This window comes from Streptomyces sp. NBC_00984 (assembly GCF_045162475.1).
Classification (GTDB): Bacteria; Actinomycetota; Actinomycetes; order Streptomycetales; family Streptomycetaceae; genus Streptomyces.
This window is the reverse complement of record NZ_CP108734.1, coordinates 5209427-5230217: the sequence shown is the minus strand read 5'-3', so window position 1 is coordinate 5230217 and position 20791 is coordinate 5209427. Positions and strand designations below refer to the sequence as shown.

At 70.9% G+C, this 20791-nt stretch carries 18 protein-coding genes and 1 pseudogene; 12 read left to right on the top strand and 7 right to left on the bottom strand.

Annotation, left to right across the window (positions count from 1 at the left end; genetic code table 11):
• Positions 1-55: 55 nt before the first annotated feature.
• The gene (locus OG520_RS23330) at positions 56-1213 is read left to right on the top strand and encodes a hypothetical protein (protein WP_406014466.1); all 1158 of its coding nucleotides are present in this window, start codon (positions 56-58) and stop codon (positions 1211-1213) included.
• A 176-nt stretch (positions 1214-1389) separates the two neighbouring features.
• Here OG520_RS23330 and OG520_RS23325 read toward each other — a convergent pair whose 3' ends face one another.
• On the bottom strand, positions 1390-1962 hold the full coding sequence (locus tag OG520_RS23325) for a TIGR03086 family metal-binding protein (protein ID WP_399328304.1): 573 nt from the start codon (positions 1960-1962) through the stop codon (positions 1390-1392).
• An 89-nt stretch (positions 1963-2051) separates the two neighbouring features.
• Between OG520_RS23325 and OG520_RS23320 the strand changes: the two genes are divergently transcribed.
• The 4 genes from OG520_RS23320 to OG520_RS23305 all read left to right on the top strand — a co-directional run bounded on the left by OG520_RS23320 (position 2052) and on the right by OG520_RS23305 (position 5351).
• Positions 2052-2852 (top strand): DUF6597 domain-containing transcriptional factor, encoded by an 801-nt coding sequence (locus OG520_RS23320; protein WP_406014465.1) that lies wholly within the window; start codon positions 2052-2054, stop codon positions 2850-2852.
• Between the two features lie 36 nt (positions 2853-2888).
• On the top strand, positions 2889-3479 hold the full coding sequence (locus OG520_RS23315; protein ID WP_406014464.1) for a GNAT family N-acetyltransferase: 591 nt from the start codon (positions 2889-2891) through the stop codon (positions 3477-3479).
• 177 nt (positions 3480-3656) lie between these two features.
• Positions 3657-4511: an NAD(P)H-binding protein gene (locus OG520_RS23310; protein WP_406014463.1), complete on the top strand. Its 855-nt coding sequence runs from the start codon at positions 3657-3659 to the stop codon at positions 4509-4511.
• Positions 4512-4607: 96 nt separating this feature from the next.
• Positions 4608-5351: a Mut7-C RNAse domain-containing protein gene (locus OG520_RS23305; protein ID WP_406014462.1), complete on the top strand. Its 744-nt coding sequence runs from the start codon at positions 4608-4610 to the stop codon at positions 5349-5351.
• Positions 5352-5498: 147 nt separating this feature from the next.
• Here the strand turns inward: OG520_RS23305 and OG520_RS23300 are convergent.
• Positions 5499-5972: pseudogene (locus tag OG520_RS23300) on the bottom strand (MarR family winged helix-turn-helix transcriptional regulator); the annotation flags it as partial.
• 72 nt (positions 5973-6044) lie between these two features.
• Positions 6045-6617, bottom strand: a complete 573-nt coding sequence (locus OG520_RS23295; protein WP_406014461.1) for a TetR family transcriptional regulator — start codon at positions 6615-6617, stop codon at positions 6045-6047.
• Between the two features lie 132 nt (positions 6618-6749).
• Here OG520_RS23295 and OG520_RS23290 point away from each other — a divergent pair, with 132 nt between their 5' ends.
• Positions 6750-8216 (top strand): FAD-dependent monooxygenase, encoded by a 1467-nt coding sequence (locus OG520_RS23290; protein WP_406014460.1) that lies wholly within the window; start codon positions 6750-6752, stop codon positions 8214-8216.
• Positions 8217-8319: 103 nt separating this feature from the next.
• Here the strand turns inward: OG520_RS23290 and OG520_RS23285 are convergent, their stop codons facing one another.
• Complete coding sequence (locus OG520_RS23285; RefSeq protein WP_406014459.1) at positions 8320-8718, bottom strand: hypothetical protein; 399 nt, start codon at positions 8716-8718, stop codon at positions 8320-8322.
• 259 nt (positions 8719-8977) lie between these two features.
• On the opposite strand from OG520_RS23285, the gene OG520_RS23280 reads away from it, so the two are divergent.
• Complete coding sequence (locus OG520_RS23280; protein ID WP_266417897.1) at positions 8978-9313, top strand: YnfA family protein; 336 nt, start codon at positions 8978-8980, stop codon at positions 9311-9313.
• Between the two features lie 54 nt (positions 9314-9367).
• The gene (locus OG520_RS23275; protein WP_399328320.1) at positions 9368-10126 is read left to right on the top strand and encodes an SDR family NAD(P)-dependent oxidoreductase; all 759 of its coding nucleotides are present in this window, start codon (positions 9368-9370) and stop codon (positions 10124-10126) included.
• Positions 10127-10226: 100 nt separating this feature from the next.
• Here the strand turns inward: OG520_RS23275 and OG520_RS23270 are convergent, their stop codons facing one another.
• Positions 10227-11420 carry an RtcB family protein gene (locus tag OG520_RS23270; protein WP_399328322.1) on the bottom strand — a complete coding sequence of 398 codons (1194 nt, stop codon included), beginning with the start codon at positions 11418-11420 and terminating at the stop codon, positions 10227-10229.
• Between the two features lie 170 nt (positions 11421-11590).
• Here OG520_RS23270 and OG520_RS23265 point away from each other — a divergent pair, with 170 nt between their 5' ends.
• From OG520_RS23265 to OG520_RS23255, 3 genes are all read left to right on the top strand, one after another.
• The gene (locus OG520_RS23265; RefSeq protein WP_406014458.1) at positions 11591-12514 is read left to right on the top strand and encodes a DUF3558 domain-containing protein; all 924 of its coding nucleotides are present in this window, start codon (positions 11591-11593) and stop codon (positions 12512-12514) included.
• 200 nt (positions 12515-12714) lie between these two features.
• Positions 12715-13596, top strand: coding sequence for a DUF3558 family protein (locus tag OG520_RS23260; RefSeq protein WP_406014457.1), 882 nt, complete (start codon positions 12715-12717; stop codon positions 13594-13596).
• A 201-nt stretch (positions 13597-13797) separates the two neighbouring features.
• The gene (locus OG520_RS23255; RefSeq protein ID WP_406014456.1) at positions 13798-15228 is read left to right on the top strand and encodes a DUF2637 domain-containing protein; all 1431 of its coding nucleotides are present in this window, start codon (positions 13798-13800) and stop codon (positions 15226-15228) included.
• Positions 15229-15335: 107 nt separating this feature from the next.
• On the opposite strand, the gene lysS is transcribed toward OG520_RS23255, so the two are convergent.
• Positions 15336-17102 (bottom strand): lysine--tRNA ligase, encoded by a 1767-nt coding sequence (lysS, locus tag OG520_RS23250; RefSeq protein ID WP_406014455.1) that lies wholly within the window; start codon positions 17100-17102, stop codon positions 15336-15338.
• Between the two features lie 157 nt (positions 17103-17259).
• Between lysS and argS the strand changes: the two genes are divergently transcribed.
• Positions 17260-19032: an arginine--tRNA ligase gene (gene argS, locus OG520_RS23245; RefSeq protein ID WP_406016542.1), complete on the top strand. Its 1773-nt coding sequence runs from the start codon at positions 17260-17262 to the stop codon at positions 19030-19032.
• Positions 19033-19095: 63 nt separating this feature from the next.
• On the opposite strand, the gene OG520_RS23240 is transcribed toward argS, so the two are convergent.
• Positions 19096-20529, bottom strand: coding sequence for a helix-turn-helix domain-containing protein (locus OG520_RS23240; protein WP_406014454.1), 1434 nt, complete (start codon positions 20527-20529; stop codon positions 19096-19098).
• Positions 20530-20791 lie beyond the last annotated feature (262 nt).

Here is a 20791-nt window from a genome sequence, read left to right as displayed (position 1 = left end):
ACCGATGTACTCACGTTCGAGTCGATGTACTCACGCACGAGGGGGAGGCCGCCCCATGGCCGATGCCGCCGCACACCTTGTCACCACGCTCGCCGCACCGCTGGACCGTGCACAGGACGCGGCGGACGCCCCGCGCCTCCTTCGGTGGCCCGCGCGGCGGCCGGACACCCGGCCCGCTCCCGGTGGCGGGCGGTCAGCACAGGGCCCGCGTCTGCTCGTCCAGCGCGGTGACACCGAGCTGGTCGCCGTCGACCCCGACTCCCCGGACGCGGCGGCAATCCGCTTCCCCGCTCCCTGGCCCCGCCGCTTCGGCACCAGCACGGTGGCGCCGAACGGTGAGTTCGCGGTGTTCGCCGGGGTGCACGCGGTGCGCGCGGTGGACCCGACGGGGGCGGTGCGCTGGGAGGTCGGACACGGCTGCTGGGAGGGCGGTTGCCGCACCCTCCACACCGCGTACGAGGAGTACGCGACCGACCACCGGCATCGGTACGCGGACAGCGGATCGGCCGTGTTCTCCGCGGACGGGACGCTCGTGTGGGCCCATGTCCGCGGCCCTGTCGCCGCCTCCGGACCCGATCCGGAGGCGCTGGACGAGTGGCTGGTCATCGACGCCGCCGACGGACGGGTGCTCGGCCGGGCGGACGCGGAGACGGCGGCGGTCGGCTCGGATCACGTCCCGCACCCGGACCCCGCCCGGATGGGACTGTGCGTCGGCGAGGGGCAGGACGGGGTGCCGATGCTGTGGGGCAGATGGGACGGCAAGAAGCTCTCCGTGGAGCGGTTCTGCGACGACGAGCGGATCCTGACGGATGTGAGCCCGTCGGGCGACCGCTTCCTGACGGTGACTCATTACGAGGAGACGCTCGGCGTGCACCGGGTCGACGACGGTTCCGTACTGTCCGAACTGGACACCGAGCACACCGTCCCCCGCCACCCCGAGGCCGATCCCGACGACCAGGACGCCGACGAGACGCTCTGGGACTACGAGTGCGGCTTCCTCGACGAGGAGACCGTCATCGCCGGTACGTCGGAGAGGGACGGGGAGTACGGGGAGGAGCGCCACTGGCTGGTGAGCGCGACCGGGGATCGGATGCGGCTGACCGCGCGGATCACGTATCCGTTCCCGATATCCGGCGCGCCCACGGCCCTCGGTGACGGCACCTGGTACACGGTGTCGGCGGCGGGCGACGCACTGCATGTGTGGAGCCGATAGCCCGGCGGGCACGGGCCGGGGCGGGGCCGGGGCACGGGCCGTGCCCCGGCCCCGCCCACCGGTCGTCGGTCGCCAATCACCCGCATCCGGCCATTCATTCATTGGCCGAAGAGTGATCTCCAACGGCCTCTACGACGTCCCGGGGCTACCGGACACCCGCCCTCCGGCCGCCGCTGTCAGGCGCCGGGCGGCCGCCAGCCGGGATCGCGGCCGGTCAGCGCCAGCACCTGCTCGAAGGGGCTGGCCCCGTCCGGCACGGGGTGGGGCTCGCCGAACACCTTCGCCTCCCGGGCCATCGGAGCCATCGCGGCCAGCCCGGGACCGATCTCGTCCAGCACCGACGCGTCCGGGGCGAACTCCTGGCCGGTGGCCCGCGCCAGGTCCCAGGCGTGGACGGTCAGATCGCCCAGCACCATGTTTCCGACGGTCCTGGCCGGGAGCCCCATGGCCCCCGCGGTCCCCTCGTCCGCGCCGGGCACGGCCCAGGCCGCCACCAGCCTGGCCGCCTCTTCGCCGAAGCGGGCCCGCCAGTTCCCGGTGACGACGTCCGGCGCCGCGCCGAACTCGACGTCCTCCCTGGCCGCCAGGGCCTGGAAGTTGACGATCACCTGGAAGAGGTGGTTGATCAGAGCCCGTACGTCGTACTCCGCGCAGGGGGTGGGGGCTTCGAGGCTGTTGTCGTCGATCCCGTCCAGCACGGTCACGGCCGGTCCGGCGGCCGTCTCCAGCAACTCACTGATCTTCGTCATCCTTCGACGATGCACGACGGGGCGGTCCGGCGCTTGAAGAAACGCGACACCGTCCGCACCGGCGGACCGCGCACCATAGGATCGCCGCCATGGCCGGTCCTCGACGCGACACCCGGGGCATCGTGGACGCCCCCGAGCTCTTCGCCCAGGTACGTTTCCGCCGCCGTGAACCCGCCGCCGGGCTGCGGCCGTACCTGGAGCACTACTGGCTCATCGACTGGGACCTGTCCGCGCCGTACGCCTCCCACGTGGTGCCGCACCCGTCCGTGAACCTGGTCTTCCAGCGGTACGAGGGCAAGGCCGATTTCGTGGAGGTCTCGGGCATCGGGCTGGAGCTCTTCACGCAGAAGCTGGAGGGCCGGGGCCGGGTCTGCGGAGTGCAGTTCCGGCCCGGCGGCTTCCGGCCGTTCGCGCCGGACCGGCCCGTCGCGGAGTGGACGGGCCGGCGGCTTCCCGCCGACGCGGTGTTCGCCCCGCCCGCCCCGCCGTCGGACGTCCTCGGCCCGGCGGACGAGGACGCGCGGGTGGCGGCACTCGACACGTACCTGCTGGCGCTCGGCCCGGAACCGGACCCGCAGGCCGAACGCGCGATGGCCCTGGTCGACCTGGTGCGCACGGACCGCACGGTGCGCCGCGTCGACGAACTCGCCCGCGCCGAGGGGCTGTCGTCGCGCTCGCTCCAGCGGCTCTTCGCCGCGTACGTCGGCGTCGGCCCCAAGTGGGTCATCCTCCGCTACCGCATCCACGAGGCGCTGGAGCGGGCCGAGTCGGACCGGCAGGTGGACTGGGCGGCGCTCGCGGTGGAGCTCGGCTACAGCGACCAGGCCCATCTGATCAGGGACTTCACGGCCACGGTCGGCGTGCCCCCGACGGCCTTCGCGCCGCACTGACCGCCGGTTGTCAGTGCCGCGTCCTACAGTTCCGGCATGGAACGCACCGCTTCATCGCCCGTACGGATCGAGGCCTGGTCGGACGCCGACCTGGAGCTGCTCCGCCGCGCCAACGCACCGGAGTTGATGGACCACCTGGGCGGACCCGAGTCGGAGGAGCAGCTCATAGCGCGTCACCAGCGCTACGTGGAGCTGAGCGCGGACCGCACGGGCCGGGGCAGGATGTTCCGCATCGCCCTGACGGACGGGGACGACGCCGTGGGCACGATCGGTTTCTGGGAGCGGACCTGGCAAGGCCAGGAGGTGTACGAGACGGGGTGGGCCGTCCTCCCCGGACACCAGGGCCTGGGCATCGCGACGGCCGCGACGACGGCCGTCGCCGAGCAGGCTCGGGCCGAGCGCAAGCACCGCTTCCTGCACGCCTACCCGTCCGTCGGGAACGGCGCGTCGAACGCGGTGTGTCGCAAGGCGGGCTTCACCCTGATCGGCGAGTGCGACTTCGAGTACCCGCCCGGCCAGGCGCTGCTGACGAACGACTGGCGGCTGGACCTGGACCCGGACGCGGTCGGGGACGGGAACGGAGCCGGGCACGGGAACGGGGACGGGAACGGAGCCGGAGCGCGCTGACCTCGGCCGGCCGCCGGGTCGTGCCGTGGCCGACCCTCACGCCCAGGAACGTCCCGGGCCTGCCCGGGACGTTCGAAAACGTTTGACGGCCGGGGCTCCCTCCCGGATATTCATCTGCGTCACGCAATTTATGCGTGTCACAGACATACTCATGCACCCAGAGGGGATTCCTCCACCATGCACACTCTCGTCACCGGATGCCGCGGCCGTATCGGCTCCACGCTCGTCTCGCTGCTGCACCGCGACGGCCACACCGTCCGCGCGGCCTCGCGCACCCCCGGAGACCTCGCCGCCACGGCCACCGCGCTGCCCGCCGGCGTGCCGGTCGTGACCTGCGATCTCGGCGATCCGACCACCTTCGGTGCCGCCCTCGACGGCGTCGACTCCGTCTTCCTCTACGCCGACCCGTCCGGCGTCGACGCCTTCCTCGCCGCGGCCGAGTCCGCCGGGGTCGACCACATCGTGCTGCTCTCCTCCAGCTCGGTCCTCGACCCGGACGCCCGGGACAACCCGATCGCCGCCTCCCACCACGCGGTGGAGCAGGCACTGACGGCCTCGCCCCTCACCACGACGCTGCTCCGTCCGGGCGCCTTCGCGAGCAATGCGTACCAGTGGGCGCAGTCGGTACGGGCCCACGGCACCGTCGACCTCCCCTACCCCAACAGCCACTCCAGCCCCATCGACAGCACGGACATCGCCGAGGCCGCCCTTGCCGTTCTCACCGACCCTCGCCTGCGGGGCGCGGCGTACCACCTGACGGGCCCCGAATCGCTCACCGCCGCCGAGCAGGTCGGCCTGCTGGCTGCGGCGTCCGGGCGCCCCATCACGGTCAACACCGTGACCGGGGCGGCCTGGAAGGAGTCCATGGCCGCCTTTCTGCCCGAGCCGGTCGCCGACGCGCTGCTCGGGTACGCGGCCGCTTCGGACGGCTCCCCGGCCGAGGTGACCGGCGAGGTCGAGAAGCTGACCGGCCACCCGGCCCGCACCTTCGCCGCCTGGGCCGAGGAACACGCCGCCGCCTTCCGCCCCTGAGCCCGCCCGCACACCCGGCGCACCCCGCACACCCGGCGCACGCCGACCACCGAAACCCTCTGGCTGACACACCCCGGCCGATGACATCCTGACGAGGTGAACGGACCGGAGATCCACCTCGAAGTCGCCCCCGAGCTGCGGCTCTTCGTCGCGCATGAACGCCGCCGGGGACGCACGGCCGTGACCACCGACGGATCCTCCACCCTCGGCCATGTCGTGGAGTCGCTCGGTATCCCGCTCACCGAGGCCGGACAGATCCTGGTGGACGGCCGGCCCGTACCCGTCTCGCACATCCCGGGGGCCGGCGAGCTGGTCGAGGTGCGGGCCGTGGAGCGCCCTCAGCACGTCCCGGGCGCACCCCTGCGGTTCCTGCTCGACGTCCACCTCGGCACGCTGGCCCGGCGGCTGCGGCTGCTGGGCGTCGACGCGGCGTACGAGAGCGAGGACATCGGCGATCCCGCGCTGGCCACCCGGTCGGCGGACGAGCGGCGCGTACTGCTCTCGCGGGACCGCGGCCTGCTGCACCGGCGGGAGATCTGGGCCGGGGCGTACGTCTACAGCGACCGCCCGGAGGACCAACTCCGCGACGTGCTGGGAAGGTTCACCCCGCGTCTCGCCCCCTGGACCAGGTGCACCGCCTGCAACGGCCCGCTGAAGGCCGCCGACAAGGACACGGTCAGCGACCACCTGGAACACGGCACCCGGCGGTCGTACGACGTCTTCGCGCAGTGCACGGAGTGCGACCGCGTCTACTGGCGGGGCGCCCACCACTCCCATCTGGAAGCGATCGTCACGAAGGCGCTCCACGAATTCGCGCCCACGTCCACGGACGGCGCGTAGATCCGGGGAACGGCGTCAGCTCGGACCTGGAGCCGGGGAACGGCGTCAGCCCCGTCCGGAGCCGGGGGCCGAAGGGCCGGCCACGCCGGGGCCGGCCGTCGCCCCGCCGCCCTCGGGCGCCGCGCCACCCGCCGCCGTCGCACCGACACCCTCGCGCAAGGCCTCGACCTGGAGCGCGCTCAGTTCGACCGTTCGCCGCATGTGGGTGATGAGCAGGGCCACCTCGTCGTCGTCGTACGCCTCGAACATCGCCGACCACGCCCCGTTCAGCCGCTCCCACACCGCGCCGATCTCCGCCATCCGCTCCGGCACGGTCGTCACGAGCACCCGTCGCCGGTCGACGGTGTCACGCTCGCGCGTCACGTACCCGCCCCGTTCCAGCCGGTCCACCAGCCGGGTCGCCGAGCCCGTGGTCAGCCCGGTCAGCTCCGCGATGCGGCCCGTGGTGACCGGGGCCGCCTCCAGACCGAGCAGGTTGAGGCACTGCAGATCGGTCGGGTGGAGCCGCAGGTGGTCCGCGACGGCCTGGTTGAACAGCGCGTACGCGGCCATGTAGCGGCGTGACTCGACGGTCAGCTCGGCCATCAGCGCACTGCGGCGGGGCTGGGACTTCTGCGACATGCAGAGAGTGTACGAAGCAGACAACCCCGGGCACCCGGACCGGCCGGCCGACCGGCCTACCGGCCTACCGACCTACGGAGCCTCTGCGGTCAGATAGCGCTGGACGGTGGGCGCGAGCCAGGCGACCACCTCGTCGCGCGACATCTCGACGGCAGGCCCGAACCGCAGCACGTAGCGCGTGAGCGCCATCCCCAGTATCTGCGAGGCGACGAGCGCCGCGCGGTGGGACGCTTCGGCCGGAACGGGGCAGACACCGGCCGTGACCGCGCCGATCTGCTCGGCGAAGACGGCCCTCATCCGCTCCGCACCGGCTTCGTTGGTGACACCGACCCTGAGCATGGCCGTGAGCACGTCGTCGTTCTCCCAGCGGTCCAGGAAATGCGCGACGAGGACCGCACCGACGTGCTTGCCCGGCATCGCCCCCAGCTGGGGCATCCGCAGGTCGATCGCGGAGGCGGCGACGAACAGACCCTCCTTGTTGCCGTAGTAGCGCATGACCATCGACGGATCGATGTTCGCGTCACGGGCGATGGCCCGGATGGTGGCGCGCTCGTACCCGTCGGCGGCGAACCGCTCGCGCGCGGCGCCGAGAATCGCGGCCTTGGTGGCATCCGAGCGGCGGGGCGCGGTGGCGGGCTTCGTCATGCCAACAAATGTAGGCCAACAAGCGTTGACATGCCAGCCCCGCCGGGTCTACCGTTGCCAACAAGCGTTGACCAACACTTGTTGGCACGAAGGTGACAGCCGACAGCCGATGAACGGGCCCAGGAGGCAGCCATGACCACCACCCCGAGCACCGCACCCGACACCGTCGACGCCCTCGTCGTGGGCGCGGGCCCCACCGGCCTGCTGCTCGCGGGGGATCTCGCCGCCCAGGGCGTCTCCGTCACGCTCGTGGAGCGCCGCCCGCACCGGACGAGCAACATGACGCGCGCCTTCGCCGTACACGCCCGCACGCTCGAACTGCTCGACAGCCGCGGCCTGGCCGACGAGCTGATCAAGACGGGCACCTCCCTCGTCTCCCTGCGCTTCTTCGGCAAGCTCTCGCTCGACCTCTCCCGGCTGCACACCCGCTTCCCCTTCGTGCTGATCACCCCGCAGTACGAGGTGGAGCACCTGCTGGAGCGCCGGGCCCGCACCGCCGGCGTCCGCTTCCGGTACGACACGGAGCTGACCGGGCTCCAGCAGAGCGCCGCATCGGAATCCGTCACCGCCGAACTGCGCGAGCCGGACGGCAGCCGGACCGCTCTCACCGCCCGCTATCTCGTGGGCGCCGACGGGATGCGCAGCCCCGTGCGCCAGGCGCTCGGGCTCCCCTTTCCCGGCAGATCCGTGATCCGGTCGATCGCCCTCGCCGATGTCCGGCTCACCGAGAAGCCGGACGACATCCTCACGATCAGCGGTGGCGGGGACGCCTTCGCCTTCATCGCCCCCTTCGGCGACGGCTGGTACCGCGTGATGGGGTGGAGCGGCGCGCGCCAGTCCGCCGACAGCGACCCCACCGACCCCGTCGACCTCGACGAGCTGCGCGAGATCACCCGCCTCGCCTTCGGCACCGACTACGGCATGCACGACGCGCGCTGGATCTCCCGCTTCCACAGCGACGAGCGCCAGGTGCCGTCCTACCGCACCGGCCGGGTCTTCCTCGCTGGGGACGCCGCCCACGTCCACTCGCCCGCGGGCGGCCAGGGCATGAACACCGGCCTCCAGGACGCCGCCAATCTCTCCTGGAAGCTCGCCGCCGTACTGCGGGGGCAGTCGGCCGACCCGGAAGCGCTCCTCGACAGCTACCACGCCGAACGGCACCCGGTCGGCACGAAGGTGCTCCGCTCCAGCGGCGCGCTCGTCCGCCTCGCCATGGCCCGCACCCCGCTCCAGCGGACGGTCAGGACCATCGCCACCACGGTGCTGTCCATGGTCCGGCCCGCCTCCGACAAGGTCATCGGCATGGTCTCCGGCATCTCGATCGCCTACCCGGCCCCGCGCGGTGCGCATCCCCTGACCGCGAAGCGCGCCCCCGACCTGAGCCTGCGGGAGGGCCGGCTGCACCAGCTGTTGCGCGACGGAACATTCGTCCTCGTCACTCCCGACGGCTCCGCCGCTCCGGCATCACCGGCCCCACTGGTGCATGCCCACTGGCGAGGTGACCGCACCACCACCCTGCTCATCCGCCCCGACGGCTACATCGCCTGGGCGAGCGACCACGCCGACCCGACGGCCCTGCGCGCCGCACTCGCCCGATGAGCACAGGACCCCCATCACCGGGACCCGCATCACCGGGACGCGGGGCGAAGGGACCGGCGCCGAAAGGGCCGGCATCGAGGGGACCCGCGTCACCGGCCGGGGCTCAGAACACGTACTCGTCCCCGGTGGCCGGAGCCAGCACCTCATGGTCGTTGTTACCGGGGTTCCGGTCGATCGCGCCGCCGTTCCACAGCGTGTCGACGCGCACGACGACGTCGTCCGGCCGCTCCGCAAGCCGCAGTTCGAGGGCGAGCCGCCGTTCCTCCGCCCCATCGGCGTGCAGCGCACCCGTCCGGCACAGCACGGTCCACCGGTCGGCCTGCAGACAGCTCTGCGGAAGTTCCTGCCGTCCGGCGAGCGCCACCGACGTCCGCACGCGCACGGTCACACCCGCCAGGCTCGACGGACCGTGGTTCTCGGTCCGCACCCGGACTCCGAGCCCCGCACCCCACAGCAGGACATGCCCGTGGTGCGCCACATCGGCCTCAGGCGCAATGGCCACGGAAGACACAGGAGCCGAAGGAGCCGAAGGAGTGGCCGCCGTGGCCGCCGCGGCACCCGTCCCCAGCACCAAGGTCGCCGCCAACACCGCCGTCGAAACCAGCCCAACCATCGAAGCTGTCGCGGAGACGGCTCGCGCGGATCCATGCGTCACTACCATGACCCGAAGATACAGATCACCCCGAACTATCCGTATTTGCCGACCGGTTCGGCGCGCCCTCCCCCTCATTCGGCCCCTCACCCCGTGAAACGCTGGCTCCATGTCCATCACCCGCTCCGTCGCTCTGTTCGTCGTCGCCGCGCTCTTCGAGATCGGGGGCGCCTGGCTGGTCTGGCAGGGCGTACGCGAGCACCGGGGCTGGATCTGGATCGGGGCGGGCGTCATCGCGCTGGGTGCCTACGGCTTCGTCGCCACACTCCAGCCGGACGGCGAGTTCGGCCGCATCCTCGCCGCGTACGGCGGTGTCTTCGTCGCCGGCTCGATCATCTGGGGCATGGTCGCCGACGGCTACCGCCCCGACCGCTGGGACGTGATCGGCGCGCTGATCTGCCTGGCCGGCATGGCCGTGATCATGTACGCCCCCCGCAACCACTGACCCCGCGCCTGCCTATCCTGGCCCCGTACCGATCAGCTGTCCGAGGAGTCCGCCATGGCCGCCACCCCGATCGCCGTCATCACCGGAGCGAGCAGCGGCATCGGCGCCGCGACCGCCCGGCAGCTGGCCGCAGCCGGCTACCGCGTCGTACTGACCGCCCGTCGCAAGGACCGCATCGAGGCGCTCGCCGCCGAGATCAACGAGGCGGGCCACCAGGCAACGGCCTACGCGCTGGACGTCACCGACCGCGATGCGGTGGACGAGTTCGCCACGGCGTTCCGTAACCTCGCCGTCCTCGTCAACAACGCGGGGGGCGCACTCGGGGCCGACCCCGTCGCCACCGGCGACCCCGCCGACTGGCGCCAGATGTACGAGACGAACGTCATCGGCACGCTCAACGTCACCCAGGCCCTGCTCCCCGCCCTCACCAGGAGCGGCGACGGCACGGTCGTGATCCTCTCCTCCACCGCGGGCCTCTCCACGTACGAGGGCGGCGGCGGCTATGTGGCCGCCAAGCACGGCGAGCACGTCCTGGCCGAGACCCTCCGCCTGGAGATCGTCGGCACCCCGGTCCGCGTCATCGAGGTCGCCCCCGGCATGGTCAGGACGGAGGAGTTCGCCACCACCCGCTTCCGCGGCGACACCGAGAAGGCGGCCAAGGTGTACGCGGGCGTCGACGCCCCCCTCACCGCCGACGACGTGGCGGACACCATCACCTGGGCCGTCACCCGGCCCAGCCACGTCAACATCGACCTCCTGGTGGTCCGCCCCCGCGCCCAGGCCTCCAACTCCAAGGTCCACCGCACCACCTGAGCCCAGCGAAGACAGGAAGGGCCCCGGACGCACCACCCGCGTCCGAGGCCCTTCCGTTCAGCCGTGCGCAAAGACCTTCAGCCGGCCCCGTCCAAGGCCCTCAGCCCTTCACGCACACGATCTGCTTGAGCTTGGCGACGACCTCCACCAGGTCCCGCTGCTGCTCGATGACCTTCTCGATCGGCTTGTACGCGGCCGGAATCTCGTCCACGACGCCGGAGTCCTTACGGCACTCCACGCCCCGCGTCTGATCCTCCAGGTCGCGCGTCGAGAAGCGCCGCTTCGCGGCGTTCCGGCTCATCTTCCGGCCGGCACCGTGCGAGGCCGAGTTGAACGACTTCTCGTTCCCGAGGCCCTTCACGATGTACGAACCGGTGCCCATCGAACCCGGGATGATCCCGAAGTCCCCGGACCCCGCACGGATCGCGCCCTTCCGCGTGACCAGCAGGTCCATGCCCTCGTACCGCTCCTCCGCCACATAGTTGTGGTGGCAGGAGATGACCGGTTCGAAGGTCACCTTGGCTTTCTTGAACTCCTTGCGGACCACGTTCTGGAAGAGCGCCATCATGACGGCCCGGTTGTGCTTCGCGTACTCCTGCGCCCAGAACAGGTCGTTCCGGTACGCCGCCATCTGCGGGGTGTCGGCGATGAACACCGCCAGGTCGCGGTCGATCAGATCCTGGTTGTGCGGCAGCTTCTGCGCCTGCCCGATGTGGAAGTCGGCCAGTTCCTTGCCGATGTTCCGCGATCCGGAGTGCAGCATCAGCCAGACCGAACCCGACTCGTCGAGGCAGAACTCGATGAAGTGGTTACCCGATCCGAGCGTTCCCATCTGCTTCGTGGCACGTTCCTGACGGAACTTGACCGCATCGGCCACCCCGTCGAACCGTCCCCAGAAGTCGTCCCAGCCCGGCGCCCGGAAGCCGTACAGCCGGTCCGGCTCCACGACCTCGTCATGCATGCCGCGGCCCACCGGAATGGCCTGCTCGATCTTCGACCGGAGCCGGGACAGGTCGCCCGGCAGGTCATTGGCCGTCAGGGAGGTCTTCACCGCGGACATTCCGCAGCCGATGTCCACACCGACCGCCGCCGGACAGACCGCACCGTGCATCGCGATCACCGAACCGACCGTCGCGCCCTTGCCGAAATGAACGTCCGGCATGACGGCGAGACCCTTGATCCAGGGCAGCGTGGCCACGTTGCGCAGCTGCTGCATCGCGACGTCCTCGACCGAGGCCGGGTCGGCCCACATACGGATGGGAACCTTCGCGCCCGGCACCTCTACATAAGACATAGTTCCTCGATTCCCCCGAAAAGTCTGAAAGCGCAAAACCGGTGCCAAGGTCGGCAAATGAGTCGGTCGACCGGCATTCACAGCGGCGCGTGCGATACACATTGTGTCCACCGGTCGCCATCGAGCGGCAACCGTTTTTCGCACGAAGGGAGCCCAGGACCGTGCGACGAATGGCCTACGTAACCGGCACCGCGCTACTGGCAGCGCTCGTCGTCGGCTGCACCACCGACACCGGAACCGGTGGTTCCGCAGCCGACAGCAAGCCCGGCGAGACACCTGTCGCCGTCGCGGCACCCGGCAAGTACCGCACTCTTCCCGAGCCTTGCGGCGCCGTCGCGACGTCCACGCTGAAGGACCTGCTCCCGGGCGCCGCCGAACTCTCCGAGGAGCAGCAGAAGAAGGTGTACGAGGGCACCGCCGACGTCACCTACAACACCGACCGCCGGGTCGGCTGCCGCTGGAAGTCCGAAGCCCCCTCCTCCTCGCACACCCTGTCCATCGACTTCGAGCGCGTCGTGTCCTACGACCCCGTCGTGAGCGACGACGACCGCGCCCGCGAGGTGTACACGGAGAAGGAGACTTCCGCCGGTCTGACCTCGCCCTCCGCGACCTCCGACAGCGCGGACAGCAGCACGAAGGACGGCGCGAAGGACGGTACGAAGGACAGCGCGAAGGACAGCGCGAAGGACGGTACGAAGGGCACGAAGAAGCCGACGTCCCCCGCCGCTTCCGATCCCGCCTCGGACTCCGCCTCGCACGCCCTGGCCGTTCCCACCCCCGAAGGCGGGAACACCGAAGGCGGGAACACCGACGACGGAAACACCGGCGACGGCTCCGGCGGCCCGGACGAGAGCCTTCAGCCACGCGTCCTCGACGACCTCGGCGACAACGCGTTTCTGGACGATCTGCTCACCCGGGCAGGTTCCACCGCACAGCACCGCACGGTGAGCGTGGTATTTCGCACATCGAACGTCATCGTGACCGTCGAGTACACCGAGCAGCCGACCGTCTCCAGCATGGTCCCCGACAGCAAGGAACTGCAGGAGAAGGCCCAGGCAGTGGCCCGGAACCTGGTCGACAAGTTCAGCGAATGACCCCGTCCCGGGCGCCCCTGGCACGCGTCGCCCCCGGCCACCGGGCCCTCGGCCGGGGCGGCATCCCGTCGCAGTCCGTCGTACCGTGGCCCTCCGGAAACCCATCCGGAGCAGCTTCCGGGACACCCTCCGGAACACCGGTCGACCACCCGCCCGACCACCTGGCAGCCCGCCCGCCGCGCCACCCGAGTGAAGGAACCATGCACCGTTCAGCCCCGCGACTCTCCCGCATACTCGCCTGCGCCGCCGTTCCGGTGATGCTCGTCGTCGCCGGCTGCTCGTCGGACTCCGGCGACAAGAAGGAATCGGGCTCGTCCGCGTCGTCCACATCGCCGAGCGCGAGCAAGAAGGCGGAGCCGACCGTCGAGCCCGCGAAGTTCGCCGCGCTGCCCGACCCGTGCAAGTCGATCACCAAGAAGACGGCCGCCTCCCTGGTTCCCGCGGCGAAGTCCAAGAACGGCACGGCCACCACCTCCAGCGACACCTCGTACCGCGCCGGCTGCTCCTGGAACGGCCTCGACGACAACGGGGTGAAGGGTTCCCAGTACCGCTGGCTCGACGTCGGCTTCACCCGCTTCGACTCGGACCAGGCCCTGGGCAGCGGCGCCAAGCGCGCGCAGCAGGACTTCGAGAAGCAGGTCGCCAAGGCCAAGGCGGCCGAGGGTGCCAAGAAGGTCGCCGAAGCGCCCGTCAGCGGCATCGGCGAGCAGGCCACCAAGATCACCTACGACCTCACCAAGACGGGTGAGGACTTCAAGTACGCGACGGTCGTGGCCCGGACGGAGAACGTCGTCATCACCCTCACCTACAACGGCGCGGGTTACGCGGGCTCGAAGACCCCCTCCGCCGACGACATCCTGAAGGGCGCCGAGAAGGCGGCCAAGGAGGCGGTGGCCTCCATCGCCGCCGGCGCGAAGTCGGACAAGCCGGCCGGCTCGGACAAGCCGAGCGAGAAGGCCACGGACAAGGTCGACGACCCCAAGGCGTCCGGCGACGACTCCTCGGACGGCAAGTCGACCGGCAGCAAGACGACGGACAAGAAGACCTCCGCCCACAAGACGTCCGTCAAGAAGACGAGCTAGGGCCTCTCAACACCCCTGCCCAGAAGCAGCTTTTCGAAGCCCGGCACTCCCCCGAGTACCGGGCTTCGCCCCTCCCCGCGCAACACGCCGCGTTCCCATGTGCCAGGCTGTGCCCGCCAGAAGTCGCAGCAGGACGCCGAAAGAGACGTCACAGCACGACGTCGGATACGGGAAACGGGGAGGGGAACGCGGGTGGCCGCGATGCAGCTGACACGCACCCACCGGATACTCATCGGTCTCGTGGTCGCCGGTGCGGTGCTCATCGCCGCGATCGGATTCGCGGGCTCGTACGCGGCGGTGCGCGAGCTCGCCCTCCAGAAGGGCTTCGGGGACTTCTCGCTGGTCTTCCCGATCGGCATCGACGCGGGCATCTGCGTCCTGCTCGCCCTGGACCTGCTGCTGACCTGGCTGCGCATCCCGTTCCCGCTGCTGCGCCAGACGGCCTGGCTGCTGACCGCCGCGACGATCGCCTTCAACGGCGCCGCGGCCTGGCCCGACCCGCTCGGCGTCGGCATGCACGCGGTCATCCCGGTGCTGTTCGTGGTCTCCGTCGAGGCCGCCCGCCACGCGGTGGGCCGGATCGCCGACATCACGGCCGACAAGCACATGGAGGGCGTCCGGCTCACCCGCTGGCTGCTCTCCCCCGTACCGACGTTCCGGCTCTGGCGCCGGATGAAGCTCTGGGAACTCCGGTCGTACGAGCAGGTCATCAAGCTCGAACAGGACCGGCTGATCTACCAGGCCCGCCTCCAGGCCCGTTTCGGCCGCAACTGGCGCCGCAAGGCCCCCGTCGAGTCCCTGATGCCGCTGCGCCTGGCGAAGTACGGGGTCCCGCTGGCCGAGACCGGCCCGGCCGGCCTCGCCGCCGCGGGCGTCGAACCGGCCCTGCTGCCCCCGGCCCCGGCCCCGGCCCAGGTCGAATCGGGCGAGTCCCAGCCCGAGTTGCCCTACGCCCCCGAGCAGCAGTACGCCCAGCAGGACGAGCACCACCAGCCGCAACACCAGCACCAACTGCACGGGCCGCACCAGCAGTACCAGCAGCACGGCCACCCCTCCGACCCGGCCGCCGCCGAGGAATGGCCCCAGGAGGGCCCCGGCTCGCACGAGAGCCCGTGGTTCGCGGCGCCCCAGGTGCCGGACGACGCGTACGAGAGCGCCTACAACCCGACATACGTCGAGGGTCTGGAGCCGACCCCGGTGATGGTCCCGTCGGGCCCCGGCGGCCGCACCCGCCCCCTGGGCAACGTGGGCACGATCGGCGCCGTCCCGGGCCCCCGCACCGCGGAGCACCAGCAGCAGGAACAGGCCCAGCAGGCCCAGCAGGCCCATGAACAGCCTCAGCTCCACGAACAGCCGCAGCTCCCGAAGCAGGCCAAGGAACAGGCCAAGGAGCCCGAGCCGGACCCGGCCGAGTGGGCGCAGGAGGACGCGGAGTTCGCCGAGATCGCGTACGAGGTGTTCGCCGCGTTCGTGAACCAGCACAACGACTACCCGAGCGTCGACGCCCTGGACATACACGTCACGGACGGCCACAACGTCAGGCACCCGCGCAGCGCGGCACTGATCCGCCGCCTGATGCCGGAGTTCAAGAACCGCTACCACGCCGAACTCGAAGCGGACCACATCGCCTGAGCCCCCGAGGGCTGTCCCGTGGCCGCATCCGATCGGCGGCAACGACGGAGGGCCGTCACCCGAATCACCGGGTGACGGCCCTCCGTACGTACGAAACAGCTGGACCGCTACGCGCCCAGGAGCCTGCGTACCCGCTCCGCCCCCACGGCCAGCAGCAGCGTGGGCAGCCGCGGCCCGGTGTCCCGGCTGACCAGCAGCCGGTACAGCAGCGCGAAGAACGACCGCTGCGCGACCTTCAGCTCGGGCGTCGGCTTGGCGTCCGGCTCCAGGCCCGCCAGGATCTTCGGCACGCCGTAGACGAGCGTGGTGAGCCCGTCCAGCGACCAGTGCGAGTCCAGCCCCGCCAGGAGCAGCCGCAGCGACTCCCGGCCCTCGTCGTCCAGCGAGCCGAGGAGCTCCTTGTCCGGCTCGTCGCGGACGATGGTGCGGGCCTCGGCCGGGACCTGGCTGGTGATCCAGTTCTCGGCGCGGTCGAGACGGGGCCGGGCCTCGTCCAGCGAGGTCAGCGGGTTCTCCGGGTCCAGCTCGCTCAGGATGCGCAGCGTCTGCTCGTCGTGCCCGGCCGTGATGTCGGCGACCGACGCGAGCGTGCGGTACGGCAGCGGGCGCGGCGTACGCGGCAGCTCACCGGCGGCCGTGCCGATGGCCCGCGCGTACGCGGCGGCGTCGGCCGGCAGCACCGAGCCGTCGGTGACCTTGCGCGCCAGCGAGTCCCACTCGTCGTAGAGCCGCTGGATCTCCTGGTCGAAGGCGATCTTGAAGGACTGGTTGGGCTTGCGGCGCGCGTACAGCCAGCGCAGCAGCGGCGCCTCCATGATCTTCAGCGCGTCGGCCGGGGTCGGCACGCCGCCCTTGCTGGAGGACATCTTCGCCATGCCGGAGATGCCGACGAAGGCGTACATCGGGCCGATCGGCTGCACGCCGTCGAAGATCTCGCGGACGATCTGGCCGCCGACGACGAACGAGGAGCCCGGCGAGGAGTGGTCCACGCCGCTCGGCTCGAAGATCACGCCCTCGAACGCCCAGCGCATCGGCCAGTCGACCTTCCAGACCAGCTTGCCGCGGTTGAACTCGCTCAGCCGCACCGTCTCGGCGAAGCCGCAGGCCGTGCAGGTGTAGTTCAGCTCGGTGCTGTCGTCGTCGTACGACGTGACGGTCGTGAGGTCCTTCTCGCAGTTGCCGCAGTAGGGCTTGTACGGGAAGTAACCGGCCGAACCGCCGCTGCCGTCGTCCTCGCTCGCCGCGCCGGAGCCCGCCTCGGCCTCCAGCTCGGCCTCGTCGGCCTTCTTCTGCTGCTGCGGCTTCTTGCCGCCCTTGGCGCCCGCCGCGGCCGGGTCCTTCTTCGTCCGGTACCGGTCGAGGACGGCGTCGATGTCGGCGCGGTGCCTCATCGCGTGCAGGATCTGCTCGCGGTAGGCGCCCGCCGTGTACTGCTCGGTCTGGCTGATGCTGTCGTACTCGACGCCCAGCTCGTCCAGCGCGGCCGTCATGGCGGCCTTGAAGTGCTCGGCCCAGTTCGGATACGCGGACCCGGCCGGGGCGGGCACCGAGGTCAGCGGCTTGCCGATGTGCTCGGCCCAGGACTCGTCGATCCCCGGGACGCCATTGGGCACCTTGCGGTACCGGTCGTAGTCGTCCCACGAGATCAGGTGCCGGACGGTGTACCCCCGGCGGCGGATCTCGTCGGCGACCAGGTGCGGGGTCATGACCTCGCGGAGGTTGCCCAGGTGGATCGGGCCGGACGGGGAGAGGCCGGACGCGACGACGACCGGTTTGCCAGGCGCACGACGCTCCGATTCGGCGATGACATCGTCCGCGAAGCGGGAGACCCAGTCGGCCTCGGTGCTGCTCTGACTCTGAGCCACGGTCTGCACGTCCTTCTCTCTTGTAGGACTCGTAGGAACACCCTTGTGGGACTCGTAGGGGCTCCGCCCATTCTCCCAGGTCCCACCGGCAGCGCGAAAACGGCTTTACCGCCCGTGGAATACTGGGTGTGATCCCTTGTACTCCTACGGAAACGGCAGCCAGCCCATGGCCTCGGTCAATTCCCTCGCTTCCACGCTCCAGCAGCAGCTGGCGGACGCCCTGACGGCAGCTCTGCCGGATGCCGGCACCGCGGACCCGCTGCTGCGACGAAGCGACCGGGCCGACTTCCAGGCCAACGGCATCCTGGCCCTCGCCAAGAAGCTCAAGGGCAACCCGCGCGAGCTCGCCTCCCAGGTCACCGCAGCGCTCCCGGCGGGCGGCCCGATCAAGGAGATCGAGGTCTCCGGCCCCGGCTTCCTCAACGTCACGCTCGCCGACAGGGCGATCATCGAGACCCTGGCCGCGCGCGCCGCGGACGACGAGGGCCGCCTCGGTGTGCCGTACAACAGCGCCGCGGGCACCACGGTCATCGACTTCGCGCAGCCGAACGTGGCCAAGGAGATGCACGTCGGCCACCTGCGTTCCGCGGTGATCGGTGCCGCGATGGCGCAGATCCTGGAGTTCACGGGCGAGTCCGTGGTCCGCAGGCACCACATCGGTGACTGGGGCACCCAGTTCGGCATGCTCATCCAGTACCTGACCGAGCACCCGGGCGAGCTGACCCACGAGGGCGACGGCGGCGAGGTGGACGGCGAGGCCGCCATGTCCTCGCTGAACCGGCTCTACAAGGCCTCGCGTGCGCTCTTCGACTCCGACGAGGAGTTCAAGGCCCGCTCCCGGGACCGCGTCGTGGCGCTCCAGGCCGGCGACGAGGAAACCCTCGCCCTGTGGCAGCGCTTCGTCGACGAGTCGAAGATCTACTTCTACTCGGTCTTCAACAAGCTCGACATGGAGATCCGGGACGCCGACATCGTCGGCGAGTCCGGCTACAACGCCATGCTGGAGGAGACCTGCCGGATCCTGGAGGAGTCGGGCGTCGCCGTCCGCTCCGAGGGTGCGCTCTGCGTCTTCTTCGACGACGTGAAGGGCCCGGACGGCAACCCGGTTCCGCTGATCGTCAAGAAGTCGAACGGCGGCTACGGCTACGCGGCGACCGACCTCTCCGCGATCCGCGACCGGGTGCAGAACCTCAAGGCGAACACCCTGCTGTACGTCGTGGACGCCCGGCAGGCCCTGCACTTCAAGATGGTCTTCGAGACCGCCCGCCGGGCCGGCTGGCTGAACGAGGACGTCAAGGCCGTGCACCTCCCCTTCGGCACGGTGCTCGGCAAGGACGGCAAGCCGTTCAAGACCCGTGAGGGCGAGACGGTCCGGCTGGCCGACCTCCTGGACGAGGCGATCGACCGGGCGTCCGCCGTCGTGCGCGAGAAGGCCAAGGACCTCACCGAGGACGAGATCACCGAGCGCGCCACGCAGGTCGGCATCGGCGCGGTGAAGTACGCGGACCTGTCCACGTCGGCGGCCCGCGACTACAAGTTCGACCTGGACCAGATGGTGTCGCTGACCGGCGACACCAGCGTGTACATCCAGTACGCGCACGCCCGGTCCCGCTCGATCAAGCGCAAGGCGGGCGAGCTGAAGTCCCAGCCCCACCCGGAGCTGGAGCTGGCCCCGGCCGAGCGCGCGCTGGCCCTGCACCTGGACCAGTTCGCCGAGGTCGTGGCCGAGGTCGCCACCGCGTACGAGCCGCACAAGCTGGCCTCGTACCTCTACCAGCTGTCGTCGCTCTTCACCACGTTCTACGACCAGTGCCCGGTACTCAAGCCCGAGGTCCCGGGCGATGTGGCCGAGAACCGCCTCTTCCTCTCGGACCTCACCGCCCGCACCCTGCACCAGGGCATGGAGCTGCTCGGCATCCGGACCCCCGAGCGCCTCTGACCCCCGGCGCCCCTGCCCGGGGCGCCCGCCCGTACGCACCGGCCCGGTGGCGAGACCGGGAGCCTAGTTCGGCTCCGCGGTCTCCCACTGGGCCGTGTCGTACTGGTACCTGTACTCCGGCCGGGCCTTGATGCTGCTGGTACGGAACGGCTTCCCGCCGTCGTCGATGCGCAGCGTCCCCTCCCGGCCGCCACTGCTCCACTCCAGCTCCAGGTACCAGCTGACGTCGTGGCCTTCGACGTGGGCGTTGAGGTCGAACACCTCCACATCGGTGGAGGACACCCGGAACGGGAAGTTCTTCGGCGGCACCCGCACGTCCCCCTGCTGACCCGCCACCGGGGTGAGGGTCGGCCGGCCGTCGTCGAGGTCGATGTCGAAGGACTGCGGGGTGATGCCGCTTCCGCAGCCCTCCCCCATCGAGTACGCCGACCAAGCCAGCGGCGCCTTCCGGGACAGCGTCCGCACATGCAGTCCGTTCAGCACGACGGCCTGCCCCGACTTCCCCTGCACGGTGACTTCGAGCAGCATGTCGCCGCCGTCCACCCCGCCGAGCGCCCTGGCCCAGCCGCGGGTGTCCTGCGGCGGGGGCGGCGGAGGCACGTCGTTCGGCTTCTGGTCCAGCACGTAGTACTTGCCGCAGGGCTCTTCCCAGTTGTACGAGCTGATGGTGGCGCTCAGCGGTACGCCCCCGCTCTGCTGCCCACCCGACCCGGCTCCCGTGCCGTGCCTCCCGGACGTGGCGGAGGCGCCGCCGGACGGCGGGGACGAGACGGTCGCCGAGCCGGACAGTACGGGCTTGCCCGACTTCTTCGCCCCGCTGGGCGAGGCGGTGGGGCTCCTGTCGCGGCCGAGCAGGGCGGGCGCGGACCCGTCCGGGTCCTGGCCGTCCACGGCGGGGGCGTTGCTGAGATCGTCGGTGTCCTTGCCCGACAGATTATTGACGACGATCGAGGTGGGCACGCTCAGCGCGACGACGGCGACGGCCGCGAGCAGCACGCGCGCCCGCCGGGAGGACGGGAACCGCCTGGGCCGGCTCGCCCCGCCTGCCACGATCGTGGGCTCGGCTTCGAACGTGGGCTCGGACGTGGGCACCGACACGAACGTGCCGCCGCCCCCACCCTCTTCCCCGTCCCGCCCTCCGGACGAATCCCCGGCCCCGGCCTCGGCCTCGGCCTCGGCCTGAGAGCCACGCCCCGCATCCGGAGACGTGTCCGCAGCCGCAGGAGCGGGAGCAGCCGCGGCAGGGCGCCGCCGGGCCGCATCCGCCACGATCCACCGCCGGTGCAGCTCCACCAGCTCGTCCGGCCCGGCCCCGCACAACCGCGCCAGCCGTTCCACCGGGGCGTACTCGTTCGGCACCGCATCACCGTTGCAGTACCGGTGGAGCGTCGACGTGCTGACGTGCAGTCTCCCGGCGAGAACCCCGTAGCTGCGCCCCGAACGGTCCTTCAGTTCCTTCAGCAGAGCCGCGAATTCCCCGGCCTCCGGCGTCGCCACTTCGGCGTTCCCCCTCCTGATCCGTCCCAGAACAGCGTTCCAGGGACGTGGAATCTGCCCAGGTCACAGTACGCGCAGGCATTCCAGCTTCCCCAATGGGCTGTTCGGCGTTGCGGGCGGATTCCGCCGCGCCGCAAGCTGTGGACACACCGCAGCGACCACCGGGACGACGCAGTGCGAATCCACTTCCGCATCGAGCTCATCGATGTCGTGGCCATCGGCGTGTTGATCGTGTCCACCGCGATCGTCATGGTCCTGATCT

Excerpts from the sequence above, each read along its gene's own strand:
- OG520_RS23295 (WP_406014461.1), bottom strand. The coding sequence starts at position 6,617 with ATGACGAAGCCCGCCACCGCGCCCCGCCGCTCGGATGCCACCAAGGCC.
- OG520_RS23280 (WP_266417897.1), top strand. The coding sequence starts at position 8,978 with ATGTCCATCACCCGCTCCGTCGCTCTGTTCGTCGTCGCCGCGCTCTTC.
- OG520_RS23325 (WP_399328304.1), bottom strand. The coding sequence starts at position 1,962 with ATGACGAAGATCAGTGAGTTGCTGGAGACGGCCGCCGGACCGGCCGTG.
- OG520_RS23255 (WP_406014456.1), top strand. The coding sequence starts at position 13,798 with ATGCAGCTGACACGCACCCACCGGATACTCATCGGTCTCGTGGTCGCC.
- OG520_RS23320 (WP_406014465.1), top strand. The coding sequence starts at position 2,052 with ATGGCCGGTCCTCGACGCGACACCCGGGGCATCGTGGACGCCCCCGAG.
- argS (WP_406016542.1), top strand. The coding sequence starts at position 17,260 with ATGGCCTCGGTCAATTCCCTCGCTTCCACGCTCCAGCAGCAGCTGGCG.
- OG520_RS23315 (WP_406014464.1), top strand. The coding sequence starts at position 2,889 with ATGGAACGCACCGCTTCATCGCCCGTACGGATCGAGGCCTGGTCGGAC.
- OG520_RS23330 (WP_406014466.1), top strand. The coding sequence starts at position 56 with ATGGCCGATGCCGCCGCACACCTTGTCACCACGCTCGCCGCACCGCTG.
- OG520_RS23275 (WP_399328320.1), top strand. The coding sequence starts at position 9,368 with ATGGCCGCCACCCCGATCGCCGTCATCACCGGAGCGAGCAGCGGCATC.
- OG520_RS23265 (WP_406014458.1), top strand. The coding sequence starts at position 11,591 with ATGGCCTACGTAACCGGCACCGCGCTACTGGCAGCGCTCGTCGTCGGC.
- OG520_RS23310 (WP_406014463.1), top strand. The coding sequence starts at position 3,657 with ATGCACACTCTCGTCACCGGATGCCGCGGCCGTATCGGCTCCACGCTC.
- OG520_RS23290 (WP_406014460.1), top strand. The coding sequence starts at position 6,750 with ATGACCACCACCCCGAGCACCGCACCCGACACCGTCGACGCCCTCGTC.
- OG520_RS23260 (WP_406014457.1), top strand. The coding sequence starts at position 12,715 with ATGCACCGTTCAGCCCCGCGACTCTCCCGCATACTCGCCTGCGCCGCC.
- OG520_RS23270 (WP_399328322.1), bottom strand. The coding sequence starts at position 11,420 with ATGTCTTATGTAGAGGTGCCGGGCGCGAAGGTTCCCATCCGTATGTGG.